This window comes from Pseudotamlana agarivorans, from assembly GCF_018860245.1.
Classification (GTDB): domain Bacteria; phylum Bacteroidota; class Bacteroidia; order Flavobacteriales; family Flavobacteriaceae; genus Pseudotamlana; species Pseudotamlana agarivorans_A.
In genome coordinates this window covers 204,756-229,955 of sequence record NZ_JAHKPD010000007.1, presented here as the reverse complement: position 1 = coordinate 229,955, position 25,200 = coordinate 204,756, and the positions used below count along the sequence as shown (strand labels likewise).

Sequence of the window (25,200 nt, the reverse complement as noted above, 5' to 3'; positions counted from 1 at the left end):
GTTAATAAATTGTTAAAATATAATGTAAATAAGTGAGTTATGTCGTTGTTAGTGTGTGTGTTAATTTGAAATGAGTTTCATGAGCTGAGGAAAAGCATTAAGGTCTTCAATGGTGTCTATGTCGTTTAGGGTTTCTAAAACATCATAAGTTGCCTTTTTTGTTTTAATTTCATTTAAGGTTGTTTCGAGTAAGTGGGTTTCACTCCAGGGTTTGTTTTCAAAAATAAAATCATGCATTTTAGAAAGACCAACGAGATAGTAACCACCGTCTTCAGCAGGGCCAAAAACAATGTCGTTATACTTAAGTTTGGTTAAAGCAGTATTGAGGTGCGCGGTAGTCAAACTTGGTAAATCAGAACCAATTAGAACAATGCGTTCATAACCTTTTTCAAAACTCGTTTTAAAGGCGTTTTTCATTCGGGCACCTAGGTCTTCTCCGTGTTGTATGGTTTTTTTTGTGTTTTTCCAAATCGTCTCGTCTAAGGTTTCAGAAAAATGAATACACACATCAGCTGAAATGTTTTTCGTGACATTTTCAGTGATTTCTAATAGGGCTTTGTAAACCTTTACGGCGTTATCATCACCTACGGTTTTAGCCAATCGTGTTTTTACTTTGCCGAGTTGTATGTTTTTTACAAATACAATAACGAGTTCTTTATTCATAAACTTGAATGCCATTTTTTAACCATTTGCGCCACGATTTTGAATAAGTGTGTACGCTATCGGTTGGTTTGTTATTTTCGTTATAAACAGGGAAATTGCTGTTTTTCCATGTGATGATACCACCGTATAAATTTTTCACATGAGTATAACCGGCCTCTTTTAATTTTTCGCCAATAGTTTCCGATCGCATGCCTAGGGTGCAATACACAATGATTTCTGAAGTTTTATTCGGAATTATCTTCTGAATTGTATCCATGCTGAAGTTGTTATAATCTACTAAAATGGCGTCTTTAAGATGGCTAACGGCGTATTCATTAGGTGCTCTGGTGTCTAAATAGATGACTTCGGAAGGAGTGTTTTGTAATTCTGAAGCCTTGATATAAGGAATACTTTCTTTGTTATATTTTTTGAGCAGTTTGTCCAATGATTTTTGAGCAAAACTTACTGTAGTACATGATAGTAGTATGAATAGGATTATGTTTTTCATAGTCATGAGATTCCTGCCTGCGCAGGAATTAAGCAACAACACCTTGACAACTACTACCGGCACCCGCAGTACAGCCATAGCAATGTTGTGAAATTGAAATATTTCGCCCTTCTAACAAATCTTCATTATATTCAGATATGTGTTTTACTTTACTGTTTACAGGAAGTTCGAGCATTTGATTAAAATCACAATCATATAAATAGCCGTCCCAGCTTACCGAAAGTGTATTGGTGCACATCACATTTTTTACTGCTTCAGGGTTATAGGCTTCCACCAAAGCATACATGTAATCCTCATAGTTTTCAGAAGCAATTAAATAATCTAAAAAACGTGAAATGGGTAAATTTGTAATGGCAAATAAGTTGTGGAAGTCAATATTAAAATCTTCTTTCAATGCTTTTTTAAACTCTTTTTCCATCGATGCTTGGTCACCAGGTAAAAAAGCGCCAGAAGGGTTGTAAACTAAATCAAGTTTTAAATCGCTATTGGGTATGCCGTAACCAATCGCGTTTAAGTCATTCAGTGCTTTAATCGACTTATCAAAAACACCATCGCCACGTTGTTTGTCAGTTTTTCCACGGGACCAGTGTGGCATAGAACTAACGACATGAACCTTATGTTTTTTGAAAAACTCTGGAAGATCATGGTATTTTTTGTTCGCTCTAATGATGGTTAAATTGGAGCGCACAATAAAATCTTTAATTCCCGCTTTGGCTGCTTCTTCAACAAACCATCTAAATTCTGGGTTCATTTCTGGGGCACCACCGGTTAAATCTAATGTGTGTGCACCTGTTGTTTTTATTACGTCCAAACACTGTTGCATGGTGTTACGCGTCATAATTTCTTTGCGGTCTGGGCCAGCATCAACATGACAATGCGTACAAACTTGGTTGCACATGTAGCCCAGATTTATTTGTAAAATCTCTAGTTTTTTCGCTTTAAGCGGAAATTGATGCGTTTCAGAAATTTTAGCTTTAAAAGTGGGCAAATCTCCATTTTGGAAAATACCATTCGATAAAATTTTGAGTTGCTTTTCGCTGTTTGCTAAGGCGCTTTCGCGCTTATTTAAGGACTTAATAGCCATTAATCAGTTTTAAATTTATAGGTTTCGATTTGAAATAGGGTGAAAATTTGCTGTTGGAAGCAGGTTACATGTCTAGTTTGTTCACTTTATTCATCATTTGAACACCATGAACCAACGTAGCACCACTTTTAATGGCTGCGCCAACATGAATGGCTTCCATCATTTCTTCTTTGGTCACACCGCGTTGTAGATTGTCTTTTGTGTAGGCATCAATACAATAAGGGCATTGTTCGGTGTGAGAAACAGCCAAAGCAATAAGTGCTTTTTCACGCGCTGTAAGGGCACCTTCTTCAAAAACTTTACCGTAGTAATCAAAAAATTTGTCGCCTAATTCAGGATTCCATTCGGTAATTTTTCCAAACTTCTTTAAGTCGGCAGGGTCGTAATATGTTTTTTGCATGATGTGCGATATTATAGGGTTGAAATGGTGTTAGTCTGTAAATCTAAAATTTTAAGTCGATATGTTTAAATCAACATAACAAAAATCCGCTGTAATATTTGAAATTAATTAACAACGGATTGATAGGTTTATGGTTGAAATTATAGTTAGTCTCTTGTGATACTCCTAGAAATAATGATTTTTTGAATTTCTGAAGTGCCTTCGTAAATCTGAGTTATTTTGGCGTCGCGCATTAAACGTTCTACGTGATATTCTTTAACAAAGCCATTTCCGCCATGAATTTGTACGGCTTCAACCGTGTGTTCCATAGCAACTTTAGAAGCGAATAATTTCGCCATAGCACTCGAAAAATCGTAGTTTTTTCCTTGGTCTTTTTCCCAAGCCGCTTTCATAACTAAATGTCTTGCAGCCTCAATATCGGTAGCCATGTCTGCTAATTTGAAAGCAATGGCTTGGTGGTTACAGATTTCAACTCCAAAGGTTTTGCGTGTTTTAGAATATTTTAGTGCCAATTCGTAAGCCCCAGAAGCAATACCTAAGGCTTGGGCGGCAATGCCTATGCGGCCACCAGAAAGGGTTTTCATGGCAAATCGAAACCCAGATCCATTCACGCCAACTCTGTTTTCCTTCGGTACTTTAACATCATTAAATATTAAAGTGTGGGTATCGCTTCCGCGGATACCTAGCTTGTCTTCTTTCGGGCCAATATGAAAGCCTTCAGTGCCTTTTTCAACAATAAAAACATTAATACCATGGGAACCTTTTTCTTTATCTGTTTGTGCTATCACTAGATAAACATCAGCACGGCCACCACTTGTAATCCAGTTTTTGGTGCCGTTAATTAGATAATGATCGCCTTTATCGATAGCCGTCGTTTTTTGCGAAGTCGCATCACTACCTGCCTCTGGTTCACTTAAGCAAAAGGCTCCAATAAATTCACCTGTCGCTAATTTGGTTAAATATTTTTGTTTTTGATCTTCAGTGCCATAACATTCTATACCGTAACAAACTAAGGAGTTGTTTACAGAAACAATCACTGAAGCTGAAGCGTCTATTTTAGAAAGCTCCTCCATAATAAGTATATAGGAAATTGCGTCCATGCCGCTACCACCATATTTGGGGTTCACCATAATGCCTAAAAAACCAAGATCGCCCATTTTTTTTACTAATTCCTTAGGGAAGTGTTGGTTAGTGTCACGTTCAATAACACCTGGAAGTAATTCGGTTTGTGCGAAATCGCGAGCAGCATCGCGAATCATGATATGTTCTTCAGAGAGCTTAAAATCCATAATTCGTAATTATTTAGTTTATTTAGTCATTTTTTTTATCAAATATAGCTTTTTCATGTGAATTATTTAATTGGCTTTACTATTTTTACGCACTTATGTTAGAAGATAAATATCATGTTATTGGCATTATGTCTGGTACGTCATTAGACGGGATTGATCTTGTTGAGGTTAATTTTCAGTTTAACGGCGTTTGGAGTTTTGAAATTTTGAATGCTGAAACTGTTTCTTATACGCCGTTATGGAAAACCCAATTAAGCGCTTTAGTGTCATATTCCGAAGAAAAATTAAAGAATATTGATACCGAGTACACGGCTTATCTTGCCGATGTTATAAAAACATTCATTAAAAAGAATAACATTAATAATATTGATGCAGTTTGTTCACATGGACATACCGCTTTGCATCAACCTGCGGATAAATTAACCCTTCAAATTGGGAATTTGCCAGAAATCTCAAAATGGCTTCATGAAAAAGTAGTTTGTGATTTTAGAGTTCAAGATGTTCAGCTGGGCGGACAAGGAGCGCCTTTGGTGCCTATTGGTGATCAGCTTTTGTTTTCAGAATATGACTTTTGTTTAAACCTAGGAGGATTCGCTAATATTTCTATGGAAATTAAAGGCGCTCGTGTTGCCTACGATATTTGTCCTGTTAATCTGGTTTTAAATCATTATGTGAATCGGCTAGGTTTTGATTATGATGATGATGGAGAAATAGCTTCTACAGGTGAAGTACATAGTCTGCTTCTAGAGGCATTGAATAAACTTCCTTTTTACAAAGAACCTTTTCCAAAATCATTAGGTCTCGAATGGGTGAAACACCAAGTTTTCCCTTTAATTGATTCATATGATTTAAGTATTGAGGATGTCCTCAAAACAGCTGTTGAACACATGGCCATTCAAATTGCTTCTCAATTTGGATTGAAAGCAAAGCGCTCTGTTTTGGTAACTGGTGGTGGTGCTTATAATAGTTTTTTGATGCGCCGCATACAGCATCATTCAGCAAATAAAATTATAATCCCCTCAAAAAGAGTTGTTGAGTTTAAGGAGGCTCTTATTTTTGGTTTTTTAGGGGTCTTAAGGTTAAGGAATGAAGTGAATTGCCTACAAAGTGTTACGGGAGCTTTAAAAAATCATAGTTCCGGTAAAATTTTTCTTCCCTAAAAACTTCAAAAAATGAAGTCTAAAGAGTTTTGTTTTTTATATTTGTTCGGTTGATAATTTTGTAGATTTTAGTATCGAATAGCTTTTAATTAGATTCAATATGAATAATGATGTGTCTAATTACTTGTAGATAAGTTGTTTGTGATTTTAAATTTATAAAGATTGTTAAAAAAGTTGAAAACATAAAAACAGGAAGAAGTTCAAGAATTAAGCGGCCTTAATTGAGGTTTTAAGGTTTTTGAATGTCTTTTATACTGTGAAATACCCGAAAAGCTATTTTTTTGAACCACATTAATAGCAGAGCGTATTCAATATTATGTTTTAGAATGATAGAATGGCTCATATATTTGCGTGTTAAAGGAAGGGCATGCAAAATCTAAATGGAGCCTTTTTTATTGCGTAGTGAAGAACCATTTAAAACGAACATTAATGAAACGGAACTAAGTGCTACCGTATTTTAAAAGCACTAAACTAACGAACAAATTTTATGGAAGCAGCGATTATTTTAGTATTTGTATTGGGCTATTTGGCCATTACAATGGAACACAGTATAAAAATTGATAAGTTAATTCCAGCATTGGTCATGATGGCAATTTGTTGGGCTCTAGTCGCTTTAGGATTAGAAACGTTTCCGAATTGGTTTGACTCTTCAACTCATACACTAATTGATACTTTTAGCGGCTTTACTTCCGATGAGAAAAAGCACCTTATGGAAGAAACCTTGTTGCACCATTTAGGTAAAACGGCTGAGATATTAGTGTTTCTATTAGGAGCGATGACTATTGTTGAAATTATCGATTATTTTGATGGTTTTGCCACTATTAAAGGTTTTATTACAACAAAAAAGAAAACAAAAATACTATGGATATTTGCCATATTGGCGTTTATCTTATCTGCAATCATTGATAACCTTACAGCGACCATTGTATTAATTTCTATACTTCAAAAAATTGTAAAAGAAAAAGAAGTACGTTTATATTATGCAGGTTTAATTATTATTGCTGCCAATGCGGGAGGGGCATGGTCTCCAATTGGAGATGTCACTACAACCATGCTTTGGATAGGTAATAAGGTAACTACTGGTCATTTGGTGGGGTATTTATTTCTGCCATCTTTATTGTGTATGGCTGTTCCAACCTTTATCGCTTCGTTTTTACCTATTTTTAAAGGCGAACTAATATCTGAGGATGTTGAAGATAAAAAACCTTCAAAATTAAGCAGTGTAATGCTTTACTTAGGTTTAGGGGCTATTGTTTTTGTTCCTGTTTTTAAAACAGTAACGCACTTGCCTCCTTATGTCGGGATGATGTTATCTTTAGCAGTCGTTGCCGTTTTTGCAGAAATTTACAGTAAATCTAAATTTAGTATTACAGATTTGGATTCTGAAGAAAGTGATGAGCAAGCACACCATAGTCCAGTACACCATTCTTTATCTAAAATTGAATTGCCAAGTATTTTATTTTTCTTGGGAATTTTAATGGCCGTAGCTGCACTAGAATCTTTAGGGATTTTATTTGGGTTTGCTGGTGGATTACAAGAAATGATGCCAATGATGGGTACAGAGATACATGCAGGCAATGGCGTTTCAGATTTGGTAGTTATTTTATTAGGAGTAGGTTCTGCAGTAATTGATAATGTACCACTAGTGGCGGCTAGTTTAGGTATGTTTCACGAACCAACCGATAATGAACTATGGCACTTTATCGCTTTTTCGGCGGGAACAGGAGGAAGTATGTTGATTATTGGTTCTGCGGCTGGAGTTGTAGCCATGGGTATGGAGAAAATTGATTTCTTTTGGTACCTAAAGAAAATTGCTTGGCTGGCATTAATAGGATTTATAGTAGGCTCTGCTGCATTTATGGTTACCAGAACTTTATTTTAATTGATAATAAGAATAAAAGTAAGCCCTAGAGTGAAATTAATAGACTTTCAATTGAGGGTTATAATTTAATAATAAAAGCAGCGTTATAGAGTTGCACCAAATCTAACAGAATATGCTGAACATTTTAACACAAGAAGTACAAGAGGGAGTGGATGTTGTTCCAGAAGGAGAATCGGTTGAGAAAACGCTTTCAATTATTGAGTTGATTGCTAGCGGTGGCGTAGCCGGACAAGTAATTATAGCCATACTATTTTTACTGCTTGTTGGGGCTATTTATATTTATTTTGAGCGTATTTTCGCTATAAAAGCGGCTTCGACTATTGATGCTAATTTTATGAATCAAATAAAAGACCATGTAAGTCATGGTAAGATTGAATCTGCTCAGGAGTTATGTGCTCAAGTGAATTCACCTGTTTCCCGTTTAATTGGAAAGGGGATTTCTAGAATTGGTAAGCCTTTGGCAGATATCAATACAGCTATAGAAAATGCGGGTCGATTAGAGATTTACGGTTTGGAAAAAAATGTTAGCGTTTTGGCAACAATTTCTGGGGCTGCGCCTATGATTGGTTTCCTTGGTACTGTAGTTGGTATGATTTTGGCAATTTTCGAGTTAGCAAATGCTGGAGGAAGTATTCAAATGGATGTTTTAGCTAGTGGTTTATACACAGCCATGACAACAACAGTGGCTGGTTTAATTGTGGGTATTGTAGCTTATATGGCCTATAATCATTTGGTCGTGAAAACAGATAAAGTTGTTTACCAAATGGAGGCACATTCATTAGAGTTTTTAGATCACTTAAACGAACCTACATAGTATGAATCTAAGAGGAAGAAATAAAGTAACACCAGAATTCAATATGTCGTCTATGACGGATATTGTGTTCTTACTGCTTATCTTTTTTATGATTGCTTCTACTTTGGTGACTACAAATGCTATTGATATTTTATTGCCAAAAGCTAGTGGTAAAACAGAGAATAAGAAGTCTATTGCGGTAAGCATTAAAAAAGATTTAACGTATTATATAGATCAAAAACGTGTTGGAGAGAGTGTTCTAGAAAATGAATTGCTTGCCCTGCTGTCAACCGCTGAAAAACCTACAATTGTTTTGCGAGCTGAAAAATCGGTACCTGTTGAAAACGTAGTGAAGGTAATGGATATTGCCAATAGAAATAAATTCAAAGTTATCTTAGCGGTAAGACCTAATTAAGAATGAAGTACTTAAGAACCAAACATGAACGGAACTCAGCAAAGTTAACGGCTTTAATAAGTCTCATTATTTTGTTGCTTTTATTCGTGGTTGGTACGAAGTATATGGATCCGCCAGAGGAATATGGCGTTGCTGTAAATTTTGGTAATTCTAGTGTTGGTAAAGGTGATGTGCAACCCATGAAGCCTGTAAAATCTGAACCTAGAGAGGTTGAAGAGCCTGTTGAGCCTGAGGTCTCGGAACCTGAGCCTGCACTTGCTGCTCCTGCCGAAACTAAGGAAGAAGTCATTACTGAAGATAATTCTGAAGCTATCGCTATTAAAAAGCAGAAAGAAACTGAAGCAAAGGCCAAGGCTGTGGCAGATGCTAAAGCAAAAGCAAAGGCCGACGCAGAAGCAAAGATTCAGGCGGAAAAAGCGGCTAAAGAAGCTAAAGAAAAACGTGAACAAGACGAAAAGAAGAAGAAATTAGACGCCTTAATTGGAGGTGTTAAAAAATCTGAAGGTTCTGAAGTTGGCGGTGAGGGTAATGACAATAAATCTGGAGATAAAGGGCAATTAGATGGTAATCCGTATGCTTCTAGTTATTTTGGAGGGCAAGGCTCTGGCAGTGGCGGTGTTGGGTACGGTTTAAACGGACGGGGTAATGCATCGTTTAAAAAGTTGAAACAAGATTGTAATGAATCGGGAATGGTTATCGTTAAAATTGTTGTAAATCAAAATGGTAATGTTATTGAAGCGACTCCTGGAGTAAAAGGAACGACCAATACGGCTGGGTGTTTGTTGGATCCAGCTAAGAAGATAGCATTATCTCATAAATGGCCAGCAGATTCTAAAGCACCTACGCGTCAAATTGGATTCGTGAGTGTTAACTTCAAAATTAGTGAATAGCAAATGACTTATAACGATACGCTAGAGTGGATGTTTTCCCAACTCCCTATGTATCAAAAACAAGGTAGCACAGCCTTTAAAAAGGATTTAAGCAACACTGTTAAGTTAGCTAAGCATCTAAAATCTCCCGAAAACACATTCAAGTCCATTCATGTCGCTGGAACCAATGGTAAAGGCTCTACAAGTCATATGTTAGCGTCTATCTTACAAGAGGCAGGATATAAAGTGGGATTATACACTTCCCCGCATTTAAAAGATTTTAGAGAACGTATTAAAATTAATGGTCAGGAAGTGTCTGAAACTTTTGTGGTCGATTTTATAACACGTAACAAAGCTTTTTTAGAGGCAGAATCCCTGTCTTTTTTTGAAATGACTGTGGGTATGGCTTTTGAATATTTTTCGGAAGAACAAGTAGATATGGCGGTTGTTGAAGTTGGTATGGGCGGGCGCTTAGATTCTACAAATATTATAACACCGGAAGTTTCTGTGATTACTAATATCGGATTAGATCATACTCAGTTTTTAGGAACCACCTTAGAAGCGATTGCTTTTGAAAAAGGAGGTATTATTAAGGAAAACGTACCGGTGGTTATTGGAGAAACCCAAGGAGAAACGATTTCAGTTTTTGAAGGATTGGCTGAAACGCATCACTCGAAAATTGTGTATGCCGATCAGGAGGTGAAAACGGACTATAAATCCGATTTAATAGGTAGCTACCAGGAGAAAAATATTAAAACTGCTATTCAGTCGATTAAAGAACTTCGGGCAAAAGGTTTTGATGTTTCAGAAGATAGTTTAATTAAAGGTTTGCTGAATGTTGTAAAAAACACAGGACTGTTAGGTAGATGGCAAGTTTTAAGTCATAATCCGAAGGTCGTTTGTGATACCGGACATAACGAAAGTGGTCTAAAAGATGTCATGAATCAACTATCAAAAGAAGTTTTTGACGACTTACACCTCGTTTTTGGAGTGGTAAATGATAAAGATTTAAGTACAATAGTAGATTTGTTGCCTAAAAAAGCAACTTATTATTTTTGTAAACCCGATATTCCTCGAGGATTAGATTCGAAGGAATTAAAAGGCGCACTATCGGTGTTCGGCCTAGTGGGTGAAGCTTATGCGTCTGTAAATGAAGCATATGAATCGGCACTTAATCGTGCAAAACCAAACGATTTTATTTATGTTGGAGGAAGCACTTTTGTAGTCGCAGAAATAATTTAAAAATTTTTTTAAAAAAGTTTTTGCAAAGTGAAAAAGTAGTGTATATTTGCAGCTCCTAATAATTAGGGCGCGTAGCTCAGTTGGTTCAGAGCACTTGGTTTACACCCAAGGGGTCAGGGGTTCGAATCCCTTCGCGCCCACAGAATTTAAAAAAAGCCTGATGATTTTCATCAGGCTTTTTGTTTTCTATAAGATTTGTATTTCAAAATAATATTGTAATTTAAAGCATTATTTTTTTAGAAAAATATATCCATATGAAAGGTGATAGTATTAGAGATATTTATAAAGAGATATTTAGTTCGCATGATCATCCATCGTTGGAAAAGCATATAGAGAAAATAATCGAACTTGATGTTTTCCTTCCTTATAGTTCAACTTTTTTTTGCATTACAAATACCCAAGATTTAACTTTTGAATACGTTAGTAAAAATATACATGCTTGTTTAGGCCTAGATGGCATGGAAGTAAAGGCTAAAGGCATGCGGTATTTTTGGAGTAGAATGCATCCAGAGGACTTAGATTTATGGTTACATGCCTTGAGTGACCTTATGAAATTTACCTTAAATGAAATAAGTGTGGAGGAGCGTAGTAAGATGACCTATACTTGGAATTATCGGTTAATGAATAATCATGGTCAGTATGTTAATATCGTTCAAAACACAACGCCCTTAGAGTTTGATAGTGGCAATAAACCTATAATTGGCCTGGCGCATTACACGGTATTAGTTCCGGAAATTAATATGCAAATTTGTGCCTCTGCTAAATTGTTAAATGGGAATAATGAATATGAAACTGTTTATTATAATAATTTTTCTCAAAAATTACTTTCAAACGGCATTAGTAATCGGGAACGTGATGTTATTCGGCTTTTAGTTTTGAATCAATCTAGTAAGGCAATCGCTAAAAAACTTAACATTAGCCCCAATACGGTAGACACCCATCGACGAAACATTCTAAAAAAACTAAATGTATCTTCAACAGGAGAATTAGTCGGTATGATTAAAATGCACACGAATCTGATTTAGCGTCTTTACTATTATACGGTATCAAAAGTGATTAAATGTAAATCTTGTAGATTGTCCGAATAATTGGTAGTTAGTCGAATAATGTTATAATTACTCAAATTGAGTATTGGCTCATAACTTATATAATTGCAACTTTGAATTGCTATTAATTAGTTCTTAGGGAGAATTATTTATAGATGTCTGTCTTATATTGGTTTATAGGGCAGGCATTTTATTTTCATCCTAAAGGAGTTCTAGAACACGTTCTAACGCCATGCCTCTAGAGCCTTTGATTAAAAGGTTAGAGTCTTTAAGTGAGTCTGTATTAAGTTGTGATTTAAACGTTGAAAAAGAAGGATACGAGCTGGCTTTTTCAGATTGTATTTTGGTGTTATAAAAATTATCACCTAAAAAATACACGGTATCAATGCTTAGTGATTCGACTAAATTAACGATATTTTGATGTTCTGTTTTGGCATTGTCTCCAAGTTCAAACATATCACCCAAAATAGCAATTTTAAAGCCTTTTTGTTTTTCAAAATTAAGTAAAGCTGCTTGCATACTTGTAGGGTTGGCATTGTAAGCATCTAAAATGATTTTAGTGGTGCCCTTAGTGATAATTTGCGAACGATTATTGGTAGGGGTGTAGTGCTCTATAGCGGTTTTGATAGCGGTATCATCGACTTTAAAATAATTTCCAATAGTGACTGCTGCCGCGATATTATTGAAGTTGTAATCGCCTATAAGGTTGCTTTGAACTTCTAAATCTTTGTATTTGCTTTTTACAAAGGGTTGTGCTTTAATAAAGTTTATGTTAACGTCGTTGTTATTAGAAGAATTTCCGAAAGTATAGGTGTGAGCTTCTGTTGTTTTATCGACCTGAATTTTATCATTGGCATTAATGAAAATGGTTTTATCATTTTCTATTAAATAGGCATACATTTCACTTTTACCTTTAATAACACCTTCAACGCCACCAAAACCTTCTAAATGTGCTTTACCAAAATTAGTAATGTATCCAAAATCAGGTTTGGCGATTCGGCATAAAAATTCAATTTCTTTTAGGTGATTTGCACCCATTTCTACAATACCTATTTCGGTAACGCCAGTCATAGAAAGTAAGGTTAGAGGCACCCCGATGTGGTTATTTAAGTTCCCTACTGTTGCTGTAGTCTTATATTTTTGAGATAACACCGCGTTGATAAGTTCTTTAGTTGTAGTCTTACCGTTGCTTCCTGTTAGCGCTACTACAGGAATGTTTAAATAACTGCGATGAAAAGAAGCTAATTTTTGAAGTGTTGATAAAACATCATCTACCAAGATGGTATTTTCAGAGGTGTTTGCCTTTTCTTCATCTACGATAGCATATTTAGCACCTGCTTCTAAAGCTTTTTCAGCATAGGTATTACCGTTAAAATTATCGCCTTTTAAAGCAAAAAACATGGCATTTGGTTTAATGCTTCGTGTATCTGTACAGGCTGAATGACAAGTTAAAAATAGGCTGTGGAGTTCTGATGTTTTCAAGTGATATAAATTTTAAATAAATGTATAAAAAAAGTCCTAACAACTGGTGTTAGGACTTTAATTTATCTGTTAAAAGTAAGCTTAATTTTTAGTTTTAGCTTTCGATTTACTTTTCGATCCAACTCTAGACATTGCACATCTAAATCCGATGTAATCTGTTGCCATATCTTGCGGGAAGTAACGTCTTGTAGCTGGGTCTAACCAGTACTCTCTGTCTTTCCATGATCCTCCTTTGTATACGCGAACTTCGTCATTAATTAGAGAGGTTCTGTGCGATGCTTTATCAAATTCTCTAATAATGTTACCTAAAGAATCTCTAGAAATTGAGTGCTTTGGAGAATTGTACATCTGTCTTGTTTCAGCATCAGGATTTTTACCTAAATCATCATCATTAAAACTTTCGAAATAACGAGAAGAACGTTTATCACCATCACGATAATTGATATGATTACTTCTATCAAAGTTCGTTCTTAAGTATGTTTCATTTTCATCAACAGGCACTTGAGAAATTTCTCCAGGCAAGTCTCTAGCTATTACTCTTCCGTTTGAAAGTGTATCATAAACAATGTTTCCAGGTGTGACAACTTTTACGGTACCATCTTCGTTTATTGCATTTTTTGTATAAATGTTTCCACGGTAATAGTTAAAATCGTTAAACTCATCATCAATAATTGGACGGTAAACATCTGAAACCCATTCGGCAACATTTCCAGCCATATCGTATAATCCAAAATCATTAGGATCATAAGATTTTACAGCATTTGTAATATCGGCACCGTCATCAGACCAACCAGCAATTCCACCGTAATCACCTTTACCTTGTTTAAAGTTAGCCAATTGATCACCACGTATTTTACGTTTCCCTGATCGAGTATATTGACCATCCCATGGGTATTTTTTACGTCCACGGTATAAGTTATAATCTCTAATTTCACTTAAACCTAAGGCTGCATATTCCCACTCTGTTTCAGTTGGAAGTCTGTATTTTGGAGAAAGGATTCCTGTTTCACGAGTTGCATAGATTCCTGTTTCATTACCTTCTTCATCAACTCTAGCATTTCTGCTTCTAGCTCGGCCATCATGAATTTCTTCATTACCCCCATATGTCGCAGATGGTGCATTTATGTAAGTATCCGTACTAAATGTTTGATCGGATGTAACTTCTGTTGTTTTTGAGTCACGTTGCAAGTAACCTGCTTGTTCAAGATTCTTCTCATTAACACGATCAGATCTCCAGTTAGCAAATTCTACCGCTTGAATCCAGCTTACACCAACAACAGGGTATTCACCATAACCTGGGTGACGTAAATAGTTGTTAGTCATAACTTCGTTAAATCCTAAACGGTTTCTCCAAACTAATGTATCTGGTAAAGCGCCATTATATATCGCTCTAAAGTTTCCTTCCGATGGCGGGTAAACACGTTTTAACCAGTCTAAGTACTCCATGTACATCATATTGGTAACCTCGGTTTCATCCATGTAAAAAGATTGCACATGTTGTTGACTAGGGCTATTATTCCAGTCGTGCATCACGTCGTCTTGAACACGTCCTTTTGTAAAGGTTCCTCCTTCAATAAAAACCAATCCAGGAGCAGTTTCTTGTTCTCTAAAATTTGTATTATACTGGAAGCCACCCTCTTTGGAGTTTAATTGCCATCCAGTCGCTCGCGAACTGTTTTTTGAGCTCGAAGATTTTGAACAACTAGTTGAAGCTATAGCAAGTGCTAAAACCGCTAAAACTTTGCATACGACTACTTTTTTCATATCCATACTTTTAAGTAAGCTAAATAATGTTTTGGTGCTGCAATATAAGAATTAAACCGAATATCGCAAGCTAATAATTACATTTTGACTAAAAAATCATGTATTTCGTCCTGTTTTTTTAGCCTTACAACGATGATTTTGGACGTTTTTCATTGTGTTTTCTGCTATGTTAACGAAGGTTTAACAAATTTATTATTGTATTTTTGAAGTACTTTTTAAAAATGTTATTTGCTTTAATAATAACATACTATTAATGACGTTATTTTATCAATGAAAAATAATATTTTCTTTCTATTACTGTTTACTTCTGTTTCTTTATTAGCCCAACAGAAAAAATATAGTATTTCTTGGCAGGGCTCAACGAAGCTTTCTGGAGCTGGTTTTTCAATAGAATTGCCTGCTTTTAATGAGGAGCATTTTACTTATACAGAAGAGGGTCTTCTTTTTGTGGATCAGTGGGAGAGTTCGGTGCAAATTGATGAAGCATCAGCAGCGTTGACCAATATTGTTTATCAAAATATTTCAGGCGCTGAATTACATGATCTAGATGTGAGTTTGATACCCAGTAAATTAGAGTTTCAGCTTAAGAATTCCTTGGCTAGAAATAAACGCTATCTCTCTTTTCAATTAAAACCTATTATTAAGGATGCCGATGGACGTTATAAAAAAATCACATCATTTCAGTTGGTTTATAAACAGGGTTTTACCTCAAATAGACGTTCGCAAGTAAAGCGTTACGTTTCCTCCAAAGGTTTGTCTAATTCAGCCTTAAGTACAGGTAAATGGTATAAGTTTTATATCGATACAACTGGCGTTTTCAAATTGTCGAAAAACTTTTTACAGGGCCTAGGGGTTGATGTGAATTCTGTTAATCCTAAAACCGTCAAATTGTATGGTCATGGCGGACAGATGATCCCTTATTCGAATGCAGAGCCTTACCCTTACGATGTTCCGGAAAATGCCATAAAGTTTGTTGGGGAAGAAGACGGGGTTTTTAACGATCAGGATTATATTTTGTTTTATGGGCGCGGTCCAAAAGGGTTTGATGTTAAGAGCAGAACACATATTAATTGCTATAATGATAAGACTTATTATTATATTAATGTTGGGACTGCAGGAGACGGTAAACGAATTCAATCCTTTTCACAACCTTCAGGACCTGTAGATTTAATGATTGATAGTTATGAGTCCTACCAGTTTCATGAGGTAGATGATTACAATTTAATTGCCCTAGGTAGGCGTTGGTTTGGTGATAAATTTGATATTCAAAACAATCAGACTTTTGAGTTTGATTTTCCAAACTTAATAACGAGTGAGCCTATAACACTTAGTGTGCTAGTAGGGGCGGTCAATAATACAAACTGTACCTTCGATGTTAGTGTAAATGGCGCTGCTGTTTCAACAATTAGTTTACGAGGTGTTTCAAGTCCAAATTTAGCTTCTGGTGGTGCGTTATATAGAAATGTTGCTGTAAATGATTCTAAAATTTCCGTTGGACTTAATTTTGACAATCAAGGAAACCCGAGTATCGATGCGTATTTAGATTATATTTCTATCGAGGCAATGAGTGCTCTAAGCTTCTCTGGTAAACAATTTCAGTTTAAAAATAGTGTGGTGACTTCGGTGGCCGGAATTGGGCAGTACAACATCGCGAATGCATCAAATGTTTCTGAGGTTTGGGATGTTACTGATTTGTATAATGTTTCAAATGTTGAGAATACGCAAGGCAATGCTACGTTTAGTTTTACAGCTCAATTAGGGAGTTTGAAAACTTATGTTGCTATGTCTCCTACAGATTTTTTTGAGCCGAAATTGGATTCAAGAACTAATGTTGTCAATCAAGATATTAAAGGCACTATTTTTAAAAATGCACAGGGCGTTTTTCAGGACATCGATTATATTATTGTATCTCCTAATAATATGATGAATCAAGCCGAGCGTTTGGCAGATATTAATCGCAATCAATACGGCTTAAATGTTAAGGTTTTAGGGTTGAATGAAATTTATGCAGAATTCAGTACAGGAAATCAAGATGTTGGTGCGATTAGAAATGTGGTAAAATATGTTTATGATAATGCTAGTGCACCAGATAAGCGAATAAAATATCTATGCTTATTTGGTGATGGATCTTTTGATTATAAAGATCGAGTTCCAAATAACACGAATATTGTGCCTTCCTGGTATTCTTACAATAGTTTTAGTTTGACAAATTCATTTGTGTCCGATGATTTTTATGGAATGATGGATGATAATGAAGGCGATATGGGGTCTACAGAAATGTTAGATATTGCCGTGGGTAGGATCATTGCAGATTCTCAACAGCGTGCAAAAGACTTGGTTGATAAAATTGCTTATTATTACGAAAAAGAATCTTTTGGAAGCTGGCGTAATAATTTTGTTGTTATTTCAGATGATGTTGATGCTAGTTGGGAAGGGGTGCTACAAGAGACCACCGATAGCATTGGAAATGTAGTTGCCGAAAAAAAGCCATTTATCAATGTTGTTAAAATTCACTCCGATTCTTATTTGCAAGAAACTTCTGCTGGAGGTAATAGGTATCCTACCGTAAATACAGCAATTTCAAATGCCGTTGATAATGGTGCTTTAGTTGTTAATTATTTTGGTCACGGTGGAGAAGATGGATTGGCTCAAGAACGTATTCTGACTAAACCAGATATTGAAAATTTTAAAAATTATAATAAACTAAATTGTTTTGTAACCGTTACTTGTGAGTTTACACGGTTTGATAACCCATATCGTGAAACTGCTGGTGAATTTACATTTTGGAACAAACAAGCCGGAGCCATTGGTTTAATAACCACAACCCGTCAGATTTATGTGAGTTTCGCCATTAATTTCAATAATATATTGGGGCAATATTTGTTTTCATATAGTAATAATGATACTTACGATGATAATGAATATCCTTCTATGGCCGAAGCTTTGAGATTGGCAAAGGCAGATCCTGCGGTGTCAAATAATAGTCAGCGTAGATTGGTGTTTTTTATAGGAGACCCTGCGATGAAATTGAGCTTTCCCAAACCTAGCATTAGGTTGACTAAAATTAATGATGTGCCATTAGCGCAGTCTACAGATACCATAAAAGCCTTAAGTAAAGTGAAACTGGCCGGAGAGGTTATCGATGGTTCGGGGAATGTATTGAATAATTATTCAGGTATACTTTCTACAACGATTTACGATAAGTACATTGAAAGAAGCACTTTAGGTAATGATGGGCAGTATTTAAACGGGAAGCTGGTTATATTAGATTTTAAAACCCTAGGTGAAATTATATTCCGAGGGCAGGCTTCTGTCTCAAATGGACAATTTGAGTTTGATTTTGTAGTGCCTAAAGATATTGGAATTCCAGTTGGTTATGGTAGGGTAAGTTTTTATTCGAAAAATGAAGACTTAACACTTGATCAAGCAGGAGCTAGTGTGAATACAGTTAAAATTGGTGGTTTAAATGAAAATGCTGCTGAAGACAATGTGGGGCCAGTGATTAATTTATACATGAATGATGAAAACTTCGTGTCAGGAGGTATCACTAATGAATCGCCTACCTTATTAGTTAAGCTAGAAGATGCTAATGGGGTGAATACGTCTAGTGGTGTTGGTCATGATATTGTTGCTATACTTGATGGTGATGAAAAAAATCCAATAATTCTTAACGATTATTATCAAACTGAAGTTGATGATTATACAAGAGGTATTGTGAGTTTTCCATTAAGAGATTTAGAGCCAGGATTACATACCTTAACCCTTAAGGCTTGGGATGTTTATAATAATTCTTCGGTTTCAGAAATTCAATTCATGGTTTTTAACGAAAATCAGGAATTGGTTATAAATAACGTACTAAATTATCCAAATCCATTCGTAGATTACACAGAATTTTGGTTTAACCACAATAGTTCGGAGTCTTTGAGCGTTTCTATACAGATCTTTACCGTGTCTGGGAAGCTGGTAAGAACTTTAAACGGAAGTACTTCTGGCGGCGCAGTGGTGAATAGCTCGTTGTCTAGAGATATTGTCTGGGACGGTAGAGATGATTTTGGGAGTAAAATAGGAAAAGGTGTTTATGTGTATAAACTAAAAGTACATTCGGAATTATTAAATAAAACTGTCGAAAAAATTGAGAAACTTGTAATACTGTAAGAAAAATTTATATTTGCTAACTAAACCATATTTCATGAAGAATAGAATATTGCTATTAATAGCTTTTGCTTTTATTTTTAAATTAGAAGCCCAAAATACTACTATAAAACCTAATAGTCACGACTCTAGAGTTATTACTACTGGGGTGCCATTTTTACTTATTGCATCAGATGCCCGATCAGCAGGTATGGGTGATATGGGGGTTGCCACCTCTGTGGATGCATTTTCACAACAATGGAATACTTCAAAATATGCATTTGCAGAAACCAAGTCTGGAATTGGCGTAAGTTATACGCCCTATTTAGGTAAATTGGTGAATGATATTTTTTTAGGAAGTTTAACTTATTATAATAGAATAGATGAACGTAGTTCGTTTTCAGGAAGTTTAAGGTATTTTTCATTAGGAGATATTGAATTTACAGATAATGAATTTACAACGCCTTATACACAACGGCCTAATGAGTTTGCCATAGATGCGGCGTATTCATTACGATTAAATGATCGTTTTGCAATGGGGGTTGCTATGCGTTATTTAAATTCAAATTTAAAATTGAATGATGGAACTAGTGATACAGCGCCAGCAAGTACCTTTGGTGTTGATATTTCTGGATATTATCAGAGTGAAGAAGTGGCTTATGCCGATTTTAACGGTAGATGGCGTGGTGGATTTGCCATTCAAAATATTGGTCCGAAATTTAAATATGATGAAGCTGGACAAGAAAATTTTCAACCAACGAACTTAAGATTAGGAGGAGGATTTGATTTTATCTTTGATGATTATAACAAAATTGCTGTGACAACAGAGGTTACTAAATTGTTGGTGCCAACCCCTCCAATTATGGGGACGGTATACCAAGATACAAATGGAGATGGCGATTACGAGACCGAAGTTCCACCGGTTAACGGTGTTATTTACGAAGGGAAATCTGATGATGTAGGTTTCTTAAAAGGTATGTTCCAATCGTTTGGTGATGCGCCAGGAGGATTTAAAGAGGAAATGCAAGAAATTACATGGGCGTTAGGTGCTGAATACACCTATCAAGAGGCTTTTGCTTTTAGAGCGGGGTATTTTCATGAATCTGAAGAAAAAGGAGCGAGACAATTTATGGCCTTAGGAGCTGGGTTTAAAGCAAGTGTTGTTAATGTTGATTTGTCTTACTTGTTTTCAACTTCGCAAGTGCAAAGTCCTTTAGAAGGAACTTTACGTTTCTCCCTAACATTTAATATTGGAGCAGGTACATATACTGAATACTAAAAGTAAATTAAGTTTTATTTTTTCGAAAAAAACTATTGTGAAAGCAATAGTTTTTTTGTTTCTAAGAGTTTCCTAACTTGTAGTACGAAATTGATTAATAATTTAATAAGGCTGTATGAAAGAAGTAAAAATAGAATCGAAGTTATTTGTTTTTGAAAGCTTAGCAGAGCTCCCGAGTGATGTGTATGACTTAATGATAAATGCGGTTACGGCGAGAAATCGTGCTTATGCGCCGTATTCTAATTTTCAAGTAGGAGCTGCTTTATTACTCGATAACGGTGAGGTAATAACTGGAAATAACCAAGAGAATGCCTCCTACCCCTCGGGGCTTTGTGCCGAACGCACCGCTATTTATTATGCGGGATCTCAATATCCAAATGCGAAAGTAGTGTCCATGGCTATTACTGCAACAGCCAAAACTAGTCCAACCAATAAACCAATTCCGCCTTGTGGAGCTTGTAGGCAAGCTATGGTGGAGTACGAATTAAAGCAAGATCTACCCATAGCTATATATTTTATGGGTGAAATGGGGGCGATAGCAAAATCTGAATCTGTATCGAATTTGCTGCCTTTTGTTTTTGATAAATCAGTTCTTTTTTAACTATTAAAGCGCTTTTGGTAACCGTTTTCACGATGAAATTTGAAATAAATAGATATTATAGTCAAAAAATTATCAAATAATCAAAGGAGCGAATTAAGACTATATATTTCAATTTTTTTAGCACTTTAGTGAAATTGCGTTTTCGCATTACAGCACAATGTGTTACTTTTGTAGTCGCTTATAAATTATCATAAAATTATTCCATGCAAAAAATCACAAAAGAGGTTTACCTCAAATGGTACGAAGACATGTTGTTCTGGAGAAAGTTTGAAGACAAACTAGCTGCAGTATACATTCAACAGAAAGTAAGAGGATTTCTTCACTTATATAACGGTCAAGAAGCTGTATTAGCCGGTGCTTTACACGCTATGGACTTAAGTAAGGATAAAATGATTACCGCTTATCGTAATCACGTGCAACCAATTGGTATGGGCGTAGATCCTAAACGTGTTATGGCAGAGTTATACGGAAAAGTTACAGGAACATCTCAAGGAATGGGTGGGTCTATGCATATCTTTTCTAAGGAATTTAGATTTTATGGTGGTCACGGTATTGTAGGAGGTCAAATTCCTTTAGGTGCTGGTATTGCTTTCGGAGATAAATATCACGGTAGTGATGCCGTTACATTATGTTGTTTCGGTGACGGTGCTGCAAGACAAGGGTCGCTTCATGAGGCTTTTAACTTAGCTATGTTATGGAAACTGCCTGTTATATTTGTTTGTGAAAACAACGGATATGCCATGGGTACTTCAGTAGAACGTACAGCAAATCATACCGATATTTGGAAATTAGGTTTAGGATACGATATGCCTTGTGGACCAGTTGATGGTATGAACCCAATTAAAGTTGCTGAAGCTTTTGATGAAGCCATTCAAAGAGGGCGTCGTGGAGACGGGCCAACTTTTTTAGAGTTAAAAACGTACCGTTATAGAGGACACTCAATGAGTGATGCTCAACATTATAGAACAAAAGACGAAGTTGCAGAATACAAGAAAATTGACCCTATCACGCAAGTGAAAGATGTTATTCTTGATAAGAAATACGCAACTGAAGACGATATTAAAGAAATTGATAAACGTGTTAAAGAACGCGTTTTAGAATGTGAGAAATTTGCAGATGAGTCTCCATACCCAGAAAAGCAACAGCTTTACGATATGGTTTACGAACAAGAAGATTATCCATTCATTCAACATAAAATATAGACTATGGCAATAGTAGTAAATATGCCGCGTTTAAGCGATACCATGGAAGAAGGTACGGTAGCGGCTTGGTTAAAAAAAGTAGGAGACAAAATTGAAGAAGGTGATATTCTAGCTGAAATCGAAACCGATAAAGCAACCATGGAATTCGAATCTTTCAACGAAGGAACGTTACTTCATATTGGTGTTCAAGAAGGTGAAACTACTAAAGTAGATGAACTTTTAGCTATTATTGGTGATGAAGGTGAAGATATTTCTGGAATATTAAACGGTGGTGGAAGCGAAGCTCCTGCTGCTGATGAAGCTAAAGAAGAATCTGCAGAAGCAGCTTCAACTGAAACTGAAGAAGCTCCTGCTGAAGAGGCTGCTCCAGCAGCTGCTGCATTACCAGAAGGTGTTATCGTGGTCACTATGCCACGTTTAAGTGATACCATGGAAGAAGGTACTGTTGCAACTTGGCTGAAAAAAGTTGGTGACTCGGTTGATGAAGGTGATATTTTAGCTGAAATTGAAACCGATAAAGCGACTATGGAGTTTGAATCATTCCAGTCTGGTACTTTATTAGAAATTGGATTAAAAGAAGGTGAGTCTGCAAAAGTAGATTCATTATTAGCTATTATTGGCCCTGCAGGAACAGATGTTTCTGGAGTTGCAGCTAATTTTACTGCTGCTGGTGCTCCTGCAAAAGCAGAAGCGCCTAAAAAGGAAGCGCCTAAGGCTGCTGCTGCAACTGCACCAAAAGCTGCTTCGGCTCCTAAAAAGGCATCAGCTCCAGCACCAACGCCGGTTACAGAAAACGGACGCGTGTATGTGTCTCCATTAGCTAAGAAATTAGCTGAAGATAAAGGTATTAACTTGACTAAAGTTCAAGGTTCTGGTGAAAATGGTCGTATCGTTAAACGTGATATCGAGAATTACGAACCTGCAGCTTCTGCAGCTTCAGCTGGGAAATTTGTTCCTGCTGGTCAAGAAGATTACGACGAAGTTGATAACTCGCAAATGCGTAAAGCGATTGCTAAAGCATTAACGAATTCTAAATTCTCGGCACCTCACTATTACTTAAATGTAGAGTTTGATATGGAAAATGCTATGGCATTCCGTGCACAATTCAACTCGATACCAGATACAAAAATATCTTATAATGATATGGTTGTTAAAGCTTGTGCTTTAGCATTAAAACAACACCCTCAAGTAAACTCACAATGGTTCGCAGATAAAATGCGTTTAAACAACCACGTACATGTTGGTGTTGCCGTAGCCGTTCCAGATGGTTTAGTAGTTCCTGTTGTGAAATTTGCTAACGAGCAAACTTTACCTCAAATTGGTGCTGCTGTTAAAGAACTTGCAGGAAAAGCGAGAAACAAAAAACTGACTCCAGATGATATGCAAGGTAGTACGTTCACCGTTTCTAACTTAGGTATGTTTGGTATTGATACATTTACTTCAATCATCAACCAACCTAATTCAGCGATTCTATCTGTTGGTAATATCGTTGAGAAACCAGTGGTTAAAAACGGACAAATTGTAGTGGGGCATACCATGAAATTATCGTTAGCATGTGATCACAGAACGATTGATGGAGCAACGGGTGCTCAATTCCTTCAAACATTAAAAGGATTTATTGAAAACCCAGTAACGATGTTAGTATAATTGTTATTTCCTCTTAAGAGGACTAATTATAATATAAAAACCTGTTTCCGTTAAAAGAAACAGGTTTTTTTTATCTTTAAAGTATGAAAAAAATCTACTATTTACTCTTTTTACTGCCTATTTTAACCTGTGGTGCACAGGAGTCACAAAATCAATCAGAAGCTTCTGCTTTAAAAGAAAGTATTGAAAAAAGCATGAATTATCTCGCTTCGGATGCTTTAGAAGGCCGAAAAACAGGAACCGAAGGTTTAGAAAAAGCAGCGGTTTATATCGAGACCTTTTTTGAAAATAACCACGTAAAACCTTTTTTCGAAACTTATAGAGATAGCTTTAACCTTAAAGATCTTGTTGGTTATAATGTCGTTGGTTACATCGAAGGTCAGGATCCTAAATTGAAAAATGAATTTGTGGTTTTAGGTGGGCATTACGATCACATTGGTTCTGCAAAAGCTGTAAACGGTGATACAATTGCCAATGGAGCTAATGATGACGCCTCAGGAACCGTTGCTGTCATGGAATGGGCTAAATATTTTGCCCAAACAAAATCTAATAAGCGCAGTATTTTATTCACACTTTATGATGCTGAAGAAATGGGCTTGAAAGGATCGGAACATTTAGCAAAGCGTTTAAAAGAAATGAAAATTAATCTATACACCATGATTAACTTTGAGATGATTGGGGTGCCCAGAGCTGAAGGTGAAATCATGGCCTATGTTACGGGGTATAAAGAATCTAATATGGCTGATAAACTAAACAGTTATGCTAAAGAAGAATTAATTGGTTTTTTACCCCAAGCCAAAGCTTATAATTTATTTAAGCGTTCTGATAATTATCCGTTTTATAAAGCTTTTAAGGTGCCTGCACAGGCTATTTCTACCTTCGATTTTACCAATTTTGACTATTACCACCATGTAGATGACGAAGTGGAAGCTTTAGATTTTGAGCATATGACAACATTCATTCAAAAAATGCTTCCTTCTCTTGAAGGGATGATTAATTCAGAAGCAAAAGAAATTAAATTACATGAGTAAAAATATTATAATTACTGGAACAAGTCGAGGCATTGGTTTCGAATTGGTTCAACTATTTGCTAAACAAGGGCATCATGTGTTAGCGCTTTCGCGGAATGAAAAACCGATTGCCGATTTAAACTTAAAAAATGTATTGGCCTTTTCATTTGATTTAGCCGATAGTAATGCTTATAAGAAAGTTGAAGACTTCATTAATGAAAACTGGAAACAGGTTGATGTGTTAATTAATAACGCAGGTGCTTTAGTTAACAAGCCTTTTTCAGAATTATCAATGGCTGATTTTGAAAGCGTGTATAAAACGAATGTTTATGGTGTTGCCGAATTAACTCGGGTGGTATTGCCTTTTATGAAGGCTAAAAGTCATGTGGTCACTATTAGCTCCATGGGAGGCGTGCAAGGCTCAATGAAATTTCCTGGGCTCGCAGCCTACAGTTCAAGTAAAGCGGCAGTAATTACCTTAACAGAATTATTAGCGGAAGAGTATAAAGAATCTGGTATTTCATTTAATGTTTTGGCTTTAGGAGCCGTACAAACCGAAATGCTAGAAGAAGCTTTTCCGGGTTATCAAGCCCCAACAACAGCCCTAGAAATGGCTGAATATATTTTAGATTTTTCTTTAAATGGGAACAAATATTATAACGGAAAAATGCTACAGGTTTCTAGCTCTACGCCTTAAATAAACGGATATAGAACTATTAACTCATTTTCTTAATAAGCTAATTAAAACTGTTTT

Annotated in this window: 21 protein-coding genes and 1 tRNA gene; 15 read left to right on the top strand and 7 right to left on the bottom strand. The window is 36.0% G+C overall.

Annotated features, from left to right (window positions below; genetic code table 11):
* Positions 1–60: 60 nt before the first annotated feature.
* From KO493_RS02455 to KO493_RS02435, 5 genes are all read right to left on the bottom strand, one after another.
* Positions 61–663, bottom strand: coding sequence for a TIGR04282 family arsenosugar biosynthesis glycosyltransferase (locus tag KO493_RS02455; protein ID WP_216066351.1), 603 nt, complete (start codon positions 661–663; stop codon positions 61–63).
* Positions 656–1,150 (bottom strand): rhodanese-like domain-containing protein, encoded by a 495-nt coding sequence (locus KO493_RS02450; protein ID WP_216066350.1) that lies wholly within the window; start codon positions 1,148–1,150, stop codon positions 656–658. Before KO493_RS02450 ends, KO493_RS02455 begins: the two co-directional genes overlap by 8 nt.
* Before the next feature lie 28 nt (positions 1,151–1,178).
* Entirely contained in the window at positions 1,179–2,234 is a 1,056-nt protein-coding gene (arsS, locus tag KO493_RS02445; RefSeq protein ID WP_216066349.1) for an arsenosugar biosynthesis radical SAM (seleno)protein ArsS, read from the bottom strand.
* Between the two features lie 64 nt (positions 2,235–2,298).
* Positions 2,299–2,634, bottom strand: coding sequence for an arsenosugar biosynthesis-associated peroxidase-like protein (locus KO493_RS02440; protein WP_216066347.1), 336 nt, complete (start codon positions 2,632–2,634; stop codon positions 2,299–2,301).
* A 146-nt stretch (positions 2,635–2,780) separates the two neighbouring features.
* Entirely contained in the window at positions 2,781–3,923 is a 1,143-nt protein-coding gene (locus KO493_RS02435; RefSeq protein WP_216066346.1) for an acyl-CoA dehydrogenase, read from the bottom strand.
* 95 nt (positions 3,924–4,018) lie between these two features.
* Here KO493_RS02435 and KO493_RS02430 point away from each other — a divergent pair, with 95 nt between their 5' ends.
* From KO493_RS02430 to KO493_RS02395, 8 genes are all read left to right on the top strand, one after another.
* A complete protein-coding gene (locus KO493_RS02430; RefSeq protein WP_216066345.1) occupies positions 4,019–5,083 on the top strand; it encodes an anhydro-N-acetylmuramic acid kinase in 1,065 nt (354 codons plus the stop codon).
* Between the two features lie 487 nt (positions 5,084–5,570).
* Entirely contained in the window at positions 5,571–6,965 is a 1,395-nt protein-coding gene (gene nhaD / locus KO493_RS02425; RefSeq protein ID WP_216066343.1) for a sodium:proton antiporter NhaD, read from the top strand.
* A 112-nt stretch (positions 6,966–7,077) separates the two neighbouring features.
* Entirely contained in the window at positions 7,078–7,779 is a 702-nt protein-coding gene (locus tag KO493_RS02420) for a MotA/TolQ/ExbB proton channel family protein (protein WP_216066342.1), read from the top strand.
* Position 7,780: 1 nt separating this feature from the next.
* Entirely contained in the window at positions 7,781–8,173 is a 393-nt protein-coding gene (locus KO493_RS02415) for an ExbD/TolR family protein (RefSeq protein WP_216066341.1), read from the top strand.
* 2 nt (positions 8,174–8,175) lie between these two features.
* Positions 8,176–9,063 (top strand): energy transducer TonB, encoded by an 888-nt coding sequence (locus tag KO493_RS02410; RefSeq protein ID WP_216066340.1) that lies wholly within the window; start codon positions 8,176–8,178, stop codon positions 9,061–9,063.
* A gap of 3 nt (positions 9,064–9,066) precedes the next feature.
* A complete protein-coding gene (locus KO493_RS02405; RefSeq protein ID WP_216066338.1) occupies positions 9,067–10,284 on the top strand; it encodes a bifunctional folylpolyglutamate synthase/dihydrofolate synthase in 1,218 nt (405 codons plus the stop codon).
* Positions 10,285–10,349: 65 nt separating this feature from the next.
* A tRNA-Val gene (locus tag KO493_RS02400) sits at positions 10,350–10,424 on the top strand.
* 114 nt (positions 10,425–10,538) lie between these two features.
* Entirely contained in the window at positions 10,539–11,309 is a 771-nt protein-coding gene (locus KO493_RS02395) for a LuxR C-terminal-related transcriptional regulator (protein WP_216066337.1), read from the top strand.
* A gap of 222 nt (positions 11,310–11,531) precedes the next feature.
* Here KO493_RS02395 and KO493_RS02390 read toward each other — a convergent pair whose 3' ends face one another.
* Entirely contained in the window at positions 11,532–12,812 is a 1,281-nt protein-coding gene (locus KO493_RS02390; RefSeq protein ID WP_216066336.1) for a UDP-N-acetylmuramoyl-tripeptide--D-alanyl-D-alanine ligase, read from the bottom strand.
* 81 nt (positions 12,813–12,893) lie between these two features.
* Positions 12,894–14,582 (bottom strand): gliding motility lipoprotein GldJ, encoded by a 1,689-nt coding sequence (gene gldJ / locus KO493_RS02385; RefSeq protein ID WP_216066335.1) that lies wholly within the window; start codon positions 14,580–14,582, stop codon positions 12,894–12,896.
* 264 nt (positions 14,583–14,846) lie between these two features.
* Between gldJ and porU the strand changes: the two genes are divergently transcribed.
* From porU to KO493_RS02350, 7 genes are all read left to right on the top strand, one after another.
* Positions 14,847–18,731: a type IX secretion system sortase PorU gene (porU, locus tag KO493_RS02380; RefSeq protein WP_216066333.1), complete on the top strand. Its 3,885-nt coding sequence runs from the start codon at positions 14,847–14,849 to the stop codon at positions 18,729–18,731.
* A gap of 34 nt (positions 18,732–18,765) precedes the next feature.
* A complete protein-coding gene (gene porV, locus KO493_RS02375; protein WP_216066332.1) occupies positions 18,766–19,986 on the top strand; it encodes a type IX secretion system outer membrane channel protein PorV in 1,221 nt (406 codons plus the stop codon).
* Positions 19,987–20,101: 115 nt separating this feature from the next.
* Positions 20,102–20,587 (top strand): cytidine deaminase, encoded by a 486-nt coding sequence (gene cdd / locus KO493_RS02370; protein WP_216066331.1) that lies wholly within the window; start codon positions 20,102–20,104, stop codon positions 20,585–20,587.
* Between the two features lie 203 nt (positions 20,588–20,790).
* The gene (pdhA, locus tag KO493_RS02365) at positions 20,791–21,789 is read left to right on the top strand and encodes a pyruvate dehydrogenase (acetyl-transferring) E1 component subunit alpha (RefSeq protein ID WP_216066330.1); all 999 of its coding nucleotides are present in this window, start codon (positions 20,791–20,793) and stop codon (positions 21,787–21,789) included.
* 3 nt (positions 21,790–21,792) lie between these two features.
* Positions 21,793–23,436, top strand: a complete 1,644-nt coding sequence (locus KO493_RS02360; protein ID WP_216066329.1) for a pyruvate dehydrogenase complex dihydrolipoamide acetyltransferase — start codon at positions 21,793–21,795, stop codon at positions 23,434–23,436.
* Positions 23,437–23,519: 83 nt separating this feature from the next.
* Positions 23,520–24,467: a M28 family metallopeptidase gene (locus KO493_RS02355; RefSeq protein WP_216066328.1), complete on the top strand. Its 948-nt coding sequence runs from the start codon at positions 23,520–23,522 to the stop codon at positions 24,465–24,467.
* Positions 24,460–25,143, top strand: a complete 684-nt coding sequence (locus KO493_RS02350) for an SDR family NAD(P)-dependent oxidoreductase (protein ID WP_216066327.1) — start codon at positions 24,460–24,462, stop codon at positions 25,141–25,143. Before KO493_RS02355 ends, KO493_RS02350 begins: the two co-directional genes overlap by 8 nt.
* Positions 25,144–25,200 lie beyond the last annotated feature (57 nt).